Raw genomic sequence first — 14,271 nt, forward strand, 5'->3', positions numbered from 1 at the left:
TAACTCAGAAGGAGTATCCAGTCATTAATAGACAATAAAATATACAATTCCATAACTTCACTAGTTGGAATTAGTTTAATATTTGTCTTATGAAACAGATATCAAGGAAGACGCTGATATAGTGATTTTTTGTTCCTTATACAAAATTTGTATGAAGATATACTCAATCAAACTGCTGTGCTGAGTCATTAGTCCAATAGAAACCACGTTTACTCTTTAACATGGTTTGAATTAGTCAGATGAAAGACAAAGTTTTTCCGTCCACAAGGGACGGGGTATTCACCAATGACCAATGACAAATGACAAATGACCAATGACCAATGACCAATGACAAATGACAAATGACCAATGACAAATGACAAATGACCAATGACAAATGACAAATGACAAATGACCAATGACAAATGACAAATGACAAATGACCACTCAATAAAAGTAATTTTATAAGATAATGCGACAGAACTTTAGCTGAGGTTTTGCTCGGCTCAATTTAAGATATACAATATTTTAAAAATAATCTCAGGAAATATTAGGCGCTGATGGCTTGTTGTTCAGATTCAACTAACTGATTGTTAGGTACATCAAATCTAATAGTACTAGCTGCCCAGTCTTTGAAATCGGGTGCTAGCCAGACTAGCTTGCACAGAATTTCATCATTGACCCATAACACCAAGGGAAACCGAAACTGTTTCCGAAACTCATCTCGCATGATATTGGTGCTGATGATTAGTTGGTTAATTGCAACTACAGATTCTAAACCTCGTACCATCAAAGCTTCGGGTTGAGTTGCACCAATTTCAGTTGTAATAGCTGTGTAAAGTTTGTCAGCCGCAGGTGAGAGCAAAATTTCGTGGATATCTGCTGATGAAAATTCTGTTAACAAGTTCAGCACTTGCTGCTGCCTTTGAACACAGTTACAACATGCTAGTAACAGTGAAAACTCTCCACCAGAAACCATCATTGCCCTTGCCAGCCTCTTAGTGGCCGCAATACTGCTAACTGTACTGTTTTCCGAATTACTTAAGCTGATCATTAAAAAATCCTGCTTTTGATTTTAAAAAGAGTTGAGCAATATTCAGTTATTCTACCCTATTAATTTTTATTCAAAAGTGTTATGCGGGTAACTTGGATGAGTTTTTCTCTGTAATACTAAGCATTAGATGATGAATAAGTATATGGTGTATTATCTCATATTTACAATTAAGGGGTAATGTAAAGCTAGTATTAATATAATGTAAGTACAAGAGGGCAGGCGGAGAATTAACAATTGAATTATTACTGTATTCTCATAGATTTTCGCATAAGCCAGTAATTAAGTAATTATTTCTTAAGATAGAGTTTAAAAAAATACTCAGTAAAAGTTTAACAGCAATAATTGGGAAGTAGGAGAAAACTTAATTAATAGTAGTTTTCAATTGCACCCCTACTTAGACATAGGGTTTATCAAGAAAGGCAGATAGCGCAGCGTTAGCGAGTCCGCGAGCGTCGGGCAGGAGGCAGAAGGCAGAAGGGAATTCTGATTCCAGCACTGAAGCCACGACCGTTCGCGCAGCGTCTCCAAGAGTTGAAAGGGGGGTTCGGTTTTGAATACATCCTTTACCCTTTACCCCTTCTACTTTCCCCAGACCACAAGGAAAGTGAAAAATGCTTATCCGAACTGTATTGAGTGTGGATTCGTGAAATTGTGTCAGCCCAAGATGCAAAAATCTTTGTCCATTAAAGGTAACTCATTCGTTTGATAGAACTATAGATCGAAGATGTCGCTCCGTTAGTCAGAGGACACGGAATATTTCGCTTTCTATGATCAGTTCATGAAGGTCTGACCATAACGAAAAGTTGGGAATTTGATCCATTGTTTGAGGTGGATAACCAAGGAAAAAATACGTGTAAATATTTATGTAAATATTTAATTTTTTGAAAACTAATTAGGGATGTCACACCATGCTATTCAAAGATCGGAGATTTGCGGGTCAAGTTTTGGCTAGGGAGTTAGCGGCTTATGCTAACCGCCCAGATGTCCTGATATTAGGTCTACCCAGGGGTGGCGTACCCGTTGCTTTTGAAGTTGCCAAAGTATTAAATGCTCCCTTAGATATTTTGGTGGTACGTAAATTGGGTGTACCTGATCAAGAAGAACTAGCTATGGGAGCGATCGCATCTGGTGGTGTGCGGATAATTAATGAATATATTATTAATCTGGTGAAGATATCCGACGAAATAATTGCCAGAGTTGCAGTGCAAGAAGAACGGGAGTTAGAACGACGAGAACGGCTTTATCGCGGAAATCGCCCCTTTCCAGACTTACAGGGACGCACAGTCATCTTGGTAGATGATGGTTTAGCCACAGGTGCAACTATGTGGGCTGCTGTTGTGGCTGTACGAAAACAGCAACCGGCTGAGATTGTGATTGCTGTGCCTGTGGCCGCACCTGAAACTTGCCAAGAGTTGGAAGCTGAGGTAGACGAAATCGTTTGCGTCTCGACACCTAGTCCTTTCCACAGCGTTGGTCTTTGGTACAAAGACTTTCCCCAAACTACCGATGAAGAAGTCCGCGACTTACTCGCAAAAGCAACAAAGAACGGTGAAGAATATCTCTCGGCATCTAGATAAGCTTTGATGTTTGGGAATACAAACTTGTGCATTAGAAAATCACCTTTGCCCAAAAATATCTGCTAATTTTGCACCCAACTTCTAGCGAAAGAAAGAGTTTGAAGCTAGGTATGTCTGTAATCATGAATGCGGACAAGTGTTAACCCGCTGAATAACTGATATGCCGCAATATTTCGGAAAATTACCCACAACGAATCAACCTTGGACAACAGTTAGCAATGTAAAAGCTGTAACCTGGGACAAGAATATTATTAATTTTGACTGTGGCAACTCACGCCTTACCCTCAGCGTACTTGCTCCCAATTTAATCCGCGTGCGTTTCGCACCAAGCGGGGAATTTATACCTCGCCGCCCTTGGGCTGTGACGCTAGATGATGCAGAATGGGCGACAACGCCTTTTGCAGTACAGGAAACTGAAGCAACGGTAGAAATTGAAACATCACAGATTCGTGTGTGCGTTCAGCGGGAAAAATGTCGCATCGCCTGTTTCGACAAAGCTAATCGTCCTTTTGCCCAAGATGCAGATATGGGGATGGGTTGGCGAATGGGCGCAGTTGCAGGGTGGAAGGAAATTGCAGCCGACGAACATTTCTATGGCTTTGGTGAACGCACAGGCTGGCTGGATAAACTCAGCGAGGTAAAAACTAACTGGACAACGGATGCTTTAGATTATGATGCACTTACTGATGAAATGTACCAAGCAATTCCATTTTTTATGGCTTTGCGTCCGCAGGTAAGCTATGGCATCTTTTTCAACACCACTTTTTGGAGTCAGTTCGATATCGGTGCTGAACAACCAGGTATTTGGAAAATGGAGACTCGTGGCGGTGAATTGGATTATTACATTATTTACGGCCCCGAACCAGCCCAAATCCTGAAGACTTACACTCAGCTAACTGGGAGAATGCCGTTACCGCCGAAATGGGCGCTAGGTTATCATCAATGCCGCTGGAGTTACGAATCAGAAAACGTTGTGCGGGAATTAGCAAAGGAATTTCGCCAACGTCGCATTCCCTGCGATGTTATTCACTTAGATATTGACTATATGCGGGGCTATCGGGTGTTTACTTGGAGTCCTCAACGCTTCCCAAACGCGGCAAAACTCATTAGTGATTTAGCAAAGGATGGTTTTAAAACAGTCACAATCATTGATCCTGGTGTGAAGTACGAACCAGAAGCAAATTATGATGTTTTTGATCAAGGAATAGAAAACGACTATTTTGTACGTAAAGCTGATGGTGCGTTGTTCCACGGCTATGTTTGGCCTGAGAAAGCTGTTTTTCCTGACTTTTTACGTCCTGATGTGTCTAACTGGTGGGCTGATTTACACAAAAGCCTAACTGATATTGGTGTGGCAGGAATTTGGAATGATATGAATGAACCTGCCATAAACGATCGCCCTTTCGGCGATGATGGTGAAAAGATTTGGTTTCCGCTAGATGCACCACAGGGGGGAGATGGGGGAGATGAGGGAGATGAGGGAGATGGGGGAGAGGAGGAGAAGTTTCAATTCAAAATTCAAAATTCAAAATTAAGAATTGATGTGACTCATACAGAAGTGCATAACTTGTATGGGTTGATGATGGCTAAAGCTTGTTATGAAGGGTTGCAACGGCATCGAAGTTCAGAGCGATCGTTTGTGTTAACGCGATCGGGTTATGCTGGTGTGCAACGCTGGTCTTCTGTGTGGATGGGAGACAACCAATCGTTGTGGGAGCATTTAGAAATGTCTCTGCCGATGCTTTGCAACATGGGACTTTCGGGTGTAGCGTTTGTGGGTTGCGATATTGGTGGATTTGCTGGTAACGCCACAGCTGAATTATTCGCTCGGTGGATGCAGGTAGGAATGCTTTATCCATTGATGCGCGGCCACTCGGCAATGTCTACTGCTCGTCATGAACCTTGGGTATTTGGCGATCGCGTTGAAGATATCTGTCGAGAATACATTAACTTACGTTATCAACTACTTCCTTATATCTACACTCTTTTTTGGGAAGCGGTAACGACGGGCGCACCGATTTTAAGACCATTATTGTACCACTTCCCCAACGATCCGAAAACTTACACTCTCTACGATCAAGTATTGTTAGGTGCGTCGCTGATGGCTGCACCAATTTACCGCCCTGGAGTTGAGCATCGGTCTGTCTACTTACCCGCCGGCACTTGGTATGATTGGTGGAGTGGCGATCGCTATGAAGGGCCGATTCACATTCTTGCTCATGCACCACTGGAAAGAATGCCACTGTATGTCCGTGGTGGTGCGATCGTTCCCATGCAACCTGTCAGACAATACGTTGATCAAGCCCTACTCGACGAGATCCGATTACGGATTTGGCCTGGTAATAATGAATATCAGCTATTTGAAGATGATGGGCACACAAACAAGTATCAAAATACAAAATTTTCACTAACAAACATAAGCGTATTTACTGAATCTAACCAAATAGTAGTGGAAATTGGAGCGAGAGAGGGGGAATGGACATCTCCACCGCGTGAAGTGATTGTAGAACTTGTTGGTGTTGGAGAGCAACGTTTCCAAGACGATGGTCAGCGACATACTCTGCAATTTTGAAATGGGGAATGGGGACTGGGGAATGGGTACTGGGTACTGGGTAAGCTAATCGTCATTCATTTTTCCAGAATGATTCGCTTGTAGTAAGCGGCTCTATCCCTACTTTTATGCAACTTAAACGCCGATTAGCTTACTGGGTACTGGGAGGGAATATTAGTAAGATTTGGTTGGGGTTCCTAATGCCCAATGCCCAATGCCCAATGCCCAATGCCCAATTCCCAATCCCCAATCCCCAATCCCCATTATTTCCATACTCTAAATTGTCCAAGAAAAAATATGCATCTGGGTAGATGAAAAGTAAGTCAATAGGTAGCCTAAAATACAAAAGTTATAAAGGACTAACCTGTAAGAAATACTGAAATTTACTACGCTAGATAGATGCGGTTAGAGAACACTCAATGTTAAACGTTAACCGCTTGCGGCTGCAAGATATCTTGAAAATCCCTACCAATTCACTTGTGGCCAAAGTCGCAAGTGCAATCCCCATTTTGGTTGGCAGTTTAGTACTAGTTGGCTGGTGGCTTGGCATTGAAGTTCTCAAGAGCGGCTTTCCCGGTAGTCTTGCCACAATGAAAGTCAACACAGCACTGTGTTTTGTACTTTGTGGTCTGTCGCTGTGGTTATTTTTAACAACAGAGGAGCAAGGAAGCAGCAAAGAAAGAATAATTCAAAATTACCCCCACAATTCTACAGCCCGCAATGCCAAAGGGGGTTCGTTGAACCGACTCACTCTGATAATTGCCAGAGTCTGTGCAATAGCTGTCACCACAATCGCTGTCCTCACACTCTGTCAATACGCGTTTGGCTGGAATCTTGGTATTGACGAACTGGTGTTCCGTGATTCGCCAACTAGCATAGCGACATCACATCCGGGGCGAATGGGGGTGAATACAGCACTGAACTTTATGCTGGTCAGCGTAGCTGTACAGATTCTAATTCATCCAAAAACCCACCGCAGTTATTGGTATGCCCAGATTCTTGCTCTGGTCACTACTTTAATTTCCTTTCAGGCGCTCATGGGCTATGCCTACAAAGTGAGAGTTTTCTATGGACTTGCCCCTTATACAACATCAATGGCCTTACACACAGCGGTGTTGTTCAGCTTACTAGGTATAGGTATTCTGTGGGCGAGGGCAGAACAGGGGTTCATGAGGGTAGTTACAAGTGATACTTATGGTGGCTTACTTGCACGTCGTTTATTAGTTGCCGCGATCGCAGTACCTTTTGTATTGGGGTGGTTAATTGTTGAAGGTCAAAGGGCAGAAAAGTATGGCCCGGCTTTTGCAGTGTCGCTATTTGCCATTATCCTAATTGTAATTTTTACTATTTTGGTTTGGCAAAGTGCGTCGGTTATTGAACGCCTCAGCCATCAACGCGACCTCGCCCAAGAAGTAGTGAGAACCTACGAAGCTAAACTGGGGAGTTTCGTAGATGCTAATGTCATCGGGATTCTGTTTGGCGATGTGTACGGTGGTATCCACAAGGCAAACGACGAATATCTGAGGATGATTGGTTACACGCGGGAGGATTTGTTAGCAGGTAGGGTAAGTTGGAACAATATCACAGCACCAGAGTATCGATACTTGGATGAGCAAGGTGTCGCCGAAGCACAAGGAAATACCAACGCTGCTTGTACGCCCTACGAGAAAGAATATATTCGCAAGGATGGTAGCCGCATCCCGGTTTTAGTTGGTTACGTGCTGCTAGGAGAAAACCGGGAAGAGTCAGTAGCATTTATCCTCGACTTAAGCGATCGCAAGCAAGCAGAAGCAGAGCAACAAAAATTAGTATCGCTGGTAGAAAATAGCTCTGACTTTATTGGTATCACCACCCTTGAGGGTCAATTACTTTACATCAACGATGCAGGTCAAAAGCTGGTAGGGCTTGCCAGTCTTGACGAGGCGAGGCAAAAAGCAGTATTCGATTACGTTATGCCTAAAGACAAAGCCTATCTTCAAGAACATATTCTGCCGACTGTGCTATTACAAGGGCGCTGGCAGGGTGAATTCGGCTTCCGGCATCTCCAGACAGGTCAACCAATACCAGTTGATTACAACATCTTCACTGTTACAGACAAGAATACAGGTCAGCCAATCGCCCTAGCAACTGTGACTCGCAACATCAGCGAGCAAAAACTGGCTCAGGAACAAATATTACAACTAAATAGGGATCTACAGCGCCGGATTACTGAGTTACAAACTTTGTTAGATGTAATCCCCATTGGAATTGGCATTGCCGAAGATCCAGAATGCCAAAATATCAAGGTAAATCCTGCTTTTGCCAAACAGTTGGGGATATCACCAAGTACAAATGCCTCCCTCACTGCTCCCAGTGACGAAAGACCGACAGGCTTTAAAGTCTACCGAGAAGGAAGGGAATTGTCGGCAGAGGAACTCCCGATGCAGTACTCTGCTGCTCATGGTGTCGAAGTTCTGGATTTTGAAATCGATGTCATCCATGAAAATGGAAAACTTGTCAGGCTGTTGGAGTACGTTGCACCCCTGTTTGACGAAGATGGTAAAACCAGAGGATGTATCGGTGCATTTTTGGATATTACGGAGCGCAAACAGGCAGAGGAAGTACTTCTAAATCAGCACAAATGGCTGGAGAATGTGTTAAATCTGATGCCAAGACCGTTGCTGTTTATCGAACCGGGAACAGCGCGGGTAACTTTTGCTAATCGCTCTGCTGACGAATTAGCTGGGGGCGAATTTCCCAAAGGTGTACCAGCGGCAGAGTATCACACAGTTTACCACTATACAAATGCGGCTGGCGATCGCATCCCTAATGAACTTATGCCAGGAGTGCGGGTTGCCCTTGGCGAACGTCTAGATGGTTTGGAGGTAGACTGGCATACTCCCACTGGTGTCCGCTCTCTACTGATATTTGCCGATACTCTGCCAGCAATGCACGGTCATCCAGCTACCTGTATCTTGGTGTTCCAAGATATCAGCAACCTCAAGGAGGCACAAAAAGCACTCTCGTTAGGTTACAAAAGGCTAAAGCTACTATTCGACACAGCTAACGATTTACTATCGAGTCAGCAACCAGTAGTACTAATTGATAGCGTCTACCGCAAACTTGCAGACCAAATTGGTTTAGATGTTTACTTTAACTATTTGGTTGAGGATAACTCTCAGGTAATACGCTTGGGATCTTACAGTGGCATTTCCTCAGAACTGGCAAAGGAAATTGAGTCGTTGGCTTATGGTGAAGCGGTTTGTGGTACTGTAGCCCAGGAGCGTTGTGCAATAGCTCTAGAGAATGTCCAGCAATCAACTGACCCGAAAACAGAATTGCTTCGTTCTTTAGGCATTACTGCTTATTATGGTTATCCATTGATTGCCCAAGGACGGTTGCTAGGTACTCTTTCTTTTGGCAGCCGCACTCGGTTAAGCTTCACCGAAAATCAAAAGGGGATGATGCAAGCAGTATGCGACCAAATAGCGATCGCAATGGAACGGGCTAGTTTAATTGCTTCTTTGCAACTACAAACTGAGCAGTTGCAAGAGGCTAACCGCATGAAGGATGAGTTTCTAGGGATATTGTCTCACGAGTTGCGATCGCCTCTCAACGCTATCCTTGGCTGGGCGCAATTACTGCAACGAAGCAAGCTCAATGAAACCCAAATGGCTAGGGCTACGGAGACAATTGAGCGTAACGCCAAAGCACAAACTCAGCTAATTGAAGACTTGCTGGATATATCGCGGATGATTAGAGGCAAGTTACGCCTCAATGTCCGCACTTGTAATTTGGTTTCCATGATTGAGTCGAGCCTAGAAACTGTTAGTCTAGCCGCCCAATCCAAGGAAATCGATTTGAGATTTTCTCTCATTCCTTCAAAAGAAACGCCAAATTCAGATTGCGGATTAGGAATCAATGGCGAAAATCTCGAATCAAGAGAAGCCCAATCCCAAAGCAATGAACACTTAGAGAACAGCAAGCTTGCCGAAAATCCTCAATTTTTAGTTTCTGGGGATTTCGAGCGCTTACAGCAAATCATCTGGAATCTGCTATCTAATGCCATCAAATTCACACCTGGCGGAGGGCGGGTAGAGGTGCAGTTGTCAATAGTCAGTGGACAAGAAAAGCAACAGACAACGGATCAATATGCTCAAATTCAGGTGATTGATACAGGTATTGGTATCAATCCTGATTTTCTTCCTTATGTTTTTGATCGCTTTCGTCAAGCTGATAGTTCTAGCACTAGAACCTATGGTGGATTAGGACTAGGATTAGCGATCGTCCGTAATTTAGTCGAATTACATGGCGGTACTGTCCACGCAGATAGTCCGGGTAAAGAGCAAGGGGCAACTTTTACAGTCAAACTACCACTTCTGAAAACTCCTCCCCTCTCTCCCCCCGCCTATCCCTGCCTCTCTCCCTCTCCCTCTCCCTCTCCCTCTCTCCCCCTCTCCCTCCTTGGCGTGCGTGTGGTGGTTGTAGATGACCAAGCCGATACCCGTGAATTCATCACTACAGTCCTCGAACAGTACCAAGCGGAAGTTAAGGCAGTAGGATCAGTTCCAGAAGCATTACAGCTAATTATGCAGTGGAAACCAGATGTTATAGTCAGCGACATCGGTATGCCCCAAGAGGATGGTTACTCTTTGATCCGCAAACTGCGATCGCAACCCCCAGAATTAGGGGGAAATATTCCCGCAGCAGCATTGACAGCTTATGCTAGAGCAGAAGATCGGATGCGAGCTATACAAGAAGGTTATCAGCTACATTTACCTAAACCCATTGAGGCCGCTGAGTTAGCTACAGTAGTCGCCAGCCTTGTTGGACGGACTTAGAACGAATGGGGAATAGGGCATTGGGCATTGGGCATTGGGCATGGGGCATTGGGAATAGGGCATTGGGCATTGGGCATTGGTTATTCTCCTTGTCTCCCTCATCTCCCTCATCTCCCCCTGCTCCCTTACTTCCCCATTCCCTCGTATATTTTTATTTCAGTATGAATAATGATTGTGTATTGGGGCGATGAGTACTTGGTATAAGCGGCTTCAATACAGTTCGGCTAGCTGGTTTGGTTGTAGTATCTCACTCAACTGCATATCACTATATCTCAACCGTATTGGGAGTTATCCGAAATATATTGAAAGCGGCTTCCGAAATAGGCAATTTAAGAGTTGTATTTAAAACATGTAACCTTGGTTAATTCAAACAGGCTACATAAAATAAAACTTGGATATATTAAGAAATTAATGTTAAAAATAAAACTTTTGTTTACTTAGTTAGATTTATTAGTCTGTGGTATTTCCTCTTTGTGTAAAGCTCCTACGTCCCAGTACACTTCTTGTATGCTTTTTAATTTTTTACTAGATTTTCTGAGTATATTTATTTAGAAAAATATGTATGTAAAAAAATGGGTACAAGTAGTCTATATTTCAAGCCTCACGAATCTAATCAAACAAGTACTTTTTATACATTAAGATAAATCCTATGATCGCCCTAACAAACACATTAGTAAAAAAAGTAGCTGAACCACAACAGCTAGATAGTATTGACTCACATGACTCGAAGCGAGCTGATTTTTTACAAGAAGTAATTGAAGGCTTAGAAGACGGTATATTAATTTTAAGCCAAGCAGGTGAAGTGGTTCATACTAATGCATCTGCTCATCGCCTTTGTTGTCAATTCAATCAAGATAATTGCAACGAAAATTTTGTACCGCCAGTCATCTGGGAGCTTTGCGAATCCCTACTTAGCAGTCGGTATTTATTTTCTGATAAGCTCATCATTTTATCAGATGAGATTGTGCTGGATAAGTCAAATGTTTTTCGTGTTAGGGTGAGACTACTAGATTTAGATGGGTTTGAAGTGCCTTGCTTGTTAGTGACTATCGAAAATCAGTGTGAGTCCTTGAAAAGTTTAGCAATCACTGAAGTTAAAAAATTTGACTTGACGCCGCGAGAAGCTGAAATTTGGTTTCTCTATAGAAACAACTACAGCTACAAAGAAATTGCCACTAAGCTTTACATCACCATAAACACAGTGAAAAAGCACATGAAAAATATTCACACCAAGCGACAAGCGTATCTTGCAGTTGAATAGTAGCAATAAAACAGGAGTCAGAATTCAGGAGTCAGAATTCAGGAGTCAGAAGTAAAACACAATTTATACCTGGCATTGAGACGAATAGAATAGGTAGACGTAATTAAATGTAAGAGAAAACTTTTGTTCGTAGTGAGCGATTTATCACTTTATACAAGGTTCTAAATGACTAGAGCCACTTACTACGAGCTTTGATTTAATTAAGCCTTTCTAATTATTGAGATTCAGGAGTTTGTTGCAGGCGTAATAAGGTATTGTAAACCTGCCGTTTTAACAGATTGTTATTTTGTAGTTCTATGGTAATTTTGTTGAACTGATCAATGCTTAAACCATTATCTTCGACAATTTTTTGAGAGCGAGTACAGTAATTTACTGCGATATCTTGAGCTTTTCTGGGAAGACCATTTATGCTGTTAGAGTCGTTACAAACAATCTTAGGAATTTCTCCATTGCCAATCAGTTTTTTAATTTCTTCAAAGGCATTTTGACGTGCTGGCTCCATTGCTAGCACGGCTTGAGCGTAGTTGTCGATTTCAGTGTTATTAACTATTGGTGGTGGAGTTTGAGCGTAAGCTTGTGAACTCAGTGAAAAAGCGTTGGAAATCACACCCGCAGTGGCGATCGCGCCAAAAAAGAATGAATGATAAAGGATTCGCTTTCGGCTAGATCGGGAAAATAAATCGGAAATTTTCTTCATATAGTGTGTGACACAGAACTACATCAGGGATATTATAAGGACTTTGAATTATTTTCGGAGTTGGAAGTTCCAGCAACTGCTCAATACATCAAGTTTTTATATTTGATTGTCAATTTCCTCGGCATACTTGACAAAGTTCGATTATTTTAGTCTGGAGTGTTGACATTTCTGATGCTCCTTGCTTGAGGCTCACTTCTAACTCCAATAGCAGGGGTAAGCAATATATTAACTGTTGCACAGAAAGTAGCCTGATTTCTTGCTGTAAGAAGTAGATCCGTTTGGGATTACCGATATCAGCAGCCTTAGCGATCGCTTGTTGATTGCGCTCACCACTTTCTATCATAATCTTGACCCATAGCCAGGTGCGAAATTGTCCAATCAGTGTGGCAACTATCCGTAATCCCGGTTCGGAAGCATTGCTCAAATCTGCCAAGGTTGTCAAAGCTTTAGCTGTATCTCCTGTTCTAATTGCTGCTGCTAATTGTAAGCTATTTTGAGTAGTATTTCTTACTAACTTTGTAACAGTATCTACGTCTAAAGGCTTATTGCTTCCTTGGGCATATAGCCGCAATTTCTCTAACTCATTGTAGAGAAGTCGTGTATCATTCCCAACGGATTCTGCCAACAACTGGGCAGTATTGGCAGTCAGTTTCACACCCACAGTCTGGGCTGCTTGATTAACAGATTGCACCAGTAATTCTGTTTTCCAAGGGGGAATGAGGGGAAATTCTCGGAATTCAGTAGCAAATTGTTTTAACAATTTTGTGGATTTGAGTCGTTCATCTGGCTTATTGCGGCTGGTGAGCAATAAAAATGAGTTTTCGGGGATGACAGGTAGCGATCGCCCCAATTCTCCTAAAACATTCTCTGGACAGTGCTGACACAGGGTTGTATTTATCAGCCATACCAAGCGTCCACCAGCGCCAAAAGTGGGTGTCATGACTTGATTTAACCCCTGGATAGCAGCATCAGCTTGCTCTGGGGGGAATGCAGTGTAATTAAAACTTATCCAGTTGGGATCGAGGATGCGATCGCGCAAAACAGCGATCGCCTTTTCCATCGCAAAATCATCCTCACCCCAGTAAACATAGATTGGCATAAATAAATCTCATAATAGATGGGCATGGGGCATGGGGCATGGGGCATGGGGCATGGGGCATTGGGCATTGGGCATTGGGCATTGGGTATTGGTTATTTATTTCTCCCTCATCTCCCTCATCTCCCTCATCTCCCTCATCTCCCTCATCCGCCTCTCTGCCTCATCCGCCTCTCTGCCTCTCTGCCTCTTTCCCATGCCCAATGCCCCATTCCCCAATCCAAAAAACTAAATACTTTTAAAATCATTCTGTTAATCGGGGTAATTTTCCCTAAAATCTATCAAGTGAGAGCGTGAGGCTATAAAGATTGGACGACAACTATCAAACTTACTTAAATCGGTTAGCACGACTGACGCTGCCAGAAGCCTACAGATCCCAAGCCCAGCATATTCAGGAATCTTCTAAATTTCAGCCACATTCTGGGTTGAGACAAGCAGCGTCCTTTCCTGGCTATACGCTAATTACACCGCCGGCAGAAGAAGAATCACAAAACTCTGCTTTCTATACCAAATTACAGACTTACCAACAGGAACTTTTGCAGTTACCTGTAAACCGTGATTTGATTGTACCTCTAGCTCCTGCTAGCTTCCACGTGACTTTAGCGGATTTAATCTGGGACAGTGCTTACCTTGACGCCTGCGAAAAAAATCCCAAATTTGACGAGGAATTACACTCTTGTTTAGCCGAAACCTTTCAGCAATATCAACAATTGATGACAAACAAGAGTCATCCGATTAAATGGCAAATGCTGGGGCTGATACTAATGCCAAGAGCAATAGCCGTTTGTTTAGTACCTCAAGATGAACGCTGCTACGAGGAAATTATTAAATTTCGCCGAACAATTTATCAAAATCCCAAGTTAATGGCCTTGGGTATTGAGCAGCATTATCATTTTACAGCCCACGTTACATTAGCCTATTTTGGGGAGGTTTCATCTGACTTAGACCGCGTAAGTTTCAGCACCATGCTTTCTCAATTGAATGAAAAATGGCTGTTGAATTTGCCAGAATTTTTGATCAATCGCGTCGAATTGCGAAAGTTTGACAACATGACACGCTATTATCGTGAACCAGACTGGCCGATTTTAGATTTTTGACCTTAGATAAGCATTAATCTGAACAAAAAACCTCAGAATTCAGCATTCAGCAGTCATATAGTAATCCTATTTGATTTGTAACAATTGCAACCGACAGATCCCCGACTTCTTTAAGAAGTCGGGGGTCTTGCTTTTCCCG

9 protein-coding genes are annotated in these 14,271 nt (G+C 42.8%); 6 read left to right on the forward strand and 3 right to left on the reverse strand.

The genetic code is table 11. The features are described from left to right. Window positions 1-529: 529 nt before the first annotated feature. Complete coding sequence (locus tag ABF638_RS23555) at window positions 530-1,033, reverse strand: hypothetical protein (protein ID WP_435025373.1); 504 nt, start codon at window positions 1,031-1,033, stop codon at window positions 530-532. 908 nt (window positions 1,034-1,941) lie between these two features. Here ABF638_RS23555 and ABF638_RS23560 point away from each other — a divergent pair. The 4 genes from ABF638_RS23560 to ABF638_RS23575 all read left to right on the forward strand — a co-directional run bounded on the left by ABF638_RS23560 (window position 1,942) and on the right by ABF638_RS23575 (window position 11,242). Continuing rightward, window positions 1,942-2,610, forward strand: a complete 669-nt coding sequence (locus tag ABF638_RS23560; protein WP_435025374.1) for a phosphoribosyltransferase — start codon at window positions 1,942-1,944, stop codon at window positions 2,608-2,610. 160 nt (window positions 2,611-2,770) lie between these two features. Beyond that, window positions 2,771-5,182, forward strand: a complete 2,412-nt coding sequence (locus tag ABF638_RS23565; protein WP_435025375.1) for a glycoside hydrolase family 31 protein — start codon at window positions 2,771-2,773, stop codon at window positions 5,180-5,182. Window positions 5,183-5,580: 398 nt separating this feature from the next. Continuing rightward, window positions 5,581-9,981, forward strand: a complete 4,401-nt coding sequence (locus tag ABF638_RS23570; RefSeq protein ID WP_435025376.1) for a PAS domain S-box protein — start codon at window positions 5,581-5,583, stop codon at window positions 9,979-9,981. 649 nt (window positions 9,982-10,630) lie between these two features. Continuing rightward, window positions 10,631-11,242: a LuxR C-terminal-related transcriptional regulator gene (locus tag ABF638_RS23575; RefSeq protein ID WP_435025377.1), complete on the forward strand. Its 612-nt coding sequence runs from the start codon at window positions 10,631-10,633 to the stop codon at window positions 11,240-11,242. Window positions 11,243-11,456: 214 nt separating this feature from the next. Here the strand turns inward: ABF638_RS23575 and ABF638_RS23580 are convergent, their stop codons facing one another. Together ABF638_RS23580 and holA are read right to left on the reverse strand one after the other, a co-directional pair. After that, complete coding sequence (locus ABF638_RS23580) at window positions 11,457-11,939, reverse strand: DUF4168 domain-containing protein (protein WP_435025378.1); 483 nt, start codon at window positions 11,937-11,939, stop codon at window positions 11,457-11,459. A 109-nt stretch (window positions 11,940-12,048) separates the two neighbouring features. Next, on the reverse strand, window positions 12,049-13,038 hold the full coding sequence (gene holA / locus ABF638_RS23585; protein WP_435025379.1) for a DNA polymerase III subunit delta: 990 nt from the start codon (window positions 13,036-13,038) through the stop codon (window positions 12,049-12,051). A 45-nt stretch (window positions 13,039-13,083) separates the two neighbouring features. Between holA and ABF638_RS23590 the strand changes: the two genes are divergently transcribed. Further along, complete coding sequence (locus ABF638_RS23590; protein WP_435025380.1) at window positions 13,084-13,332, forward strand: hypothetical protein; 249 nt, start codon at window positions 13,084-13,086, stop codon at window positions 13,330-13,332. A gap of 11 nt (window positions 13,333-13,343) precedes the next feature. Then, window positions 13,344-14,132 (forward strand): DUF1868 domain-containing protein, encoded by a 789-nt coding sequence (locus ABF638_RS23595; RefSeq protein ID WP_181931472.1) that lies wholly within the window; start codon window positions 13,344-13,346, stop codon window positions 14,130-14,132. The last annotated feature ends 139 nt before the right edge of the window (window positions 14,133-14,271 follow it).

This window comes from Nostoc sp. CALU 1950, from assembly GCF_051172895.1.
In the GTDB taxonomy this organism is placed as follows: Bacteria; Cyanobacteriota; Cyanobacteriia; order Cyanobacteriales; family Nostocaceae; genus Nostoc; species Nostoc edaphicum_A.

Coding starts and splice junctions, on each gene's coding strand:
- ABF638_RS23555 (WP_435025373.1), bottom strand. CDS start 1,033: ATGATCAGCTTAAGTAATTCGGAAAACAGTACAGTTAGCAGTATTGCG.
- ABF638_RS23560 (WP_435025374.1), top strand. CDS start 1,942: ATGCTATTCAAAGATCGGAGATTTGCGGGTCAAGTTTTGGCTAGGGAG.
- ABF638_RS23565 (WP_435025375.1), top strand. CDS start 2,771: ATGCCGCAATATTTCGGAAAATTACCCACAACGAATCAACCTTGGACA.
- ABF638_RS23570 (WP_435025376.1), top strand. CDS start 5,581: ATGTTAAACGTTAACCGCTTGCGGCTGCAAGATATCTTGAAAATCCCT.
- ABF638_RS23575 (WP_435025377.1), top strand. CDS start 10,631: ATGATCGCCCTAACAAACACATTAGTAAAAAAAGTAGCTGAACCACAA.
- ABF638_RS23580 (WP_435025378.1), bottom strand. CDS start 11,939: ATGAAGAAAATTTCCGATTTATTTTCCCGATCTAGCCGAAAGCGAATC.
- holA (WP_435025379.1), bottom strand. CDS start 13,038: ATGCCAATCTATGTTTACTGGGGTGAGGATGATTTTGCGATGGAAAAG.
- ABF638_RS23590 (WP_435025380.1), top strand. CDS start 13,084: ATGGGGCATGGGGCATTGGGCATTGGGCATTGGGCATTGGGTATTGGT.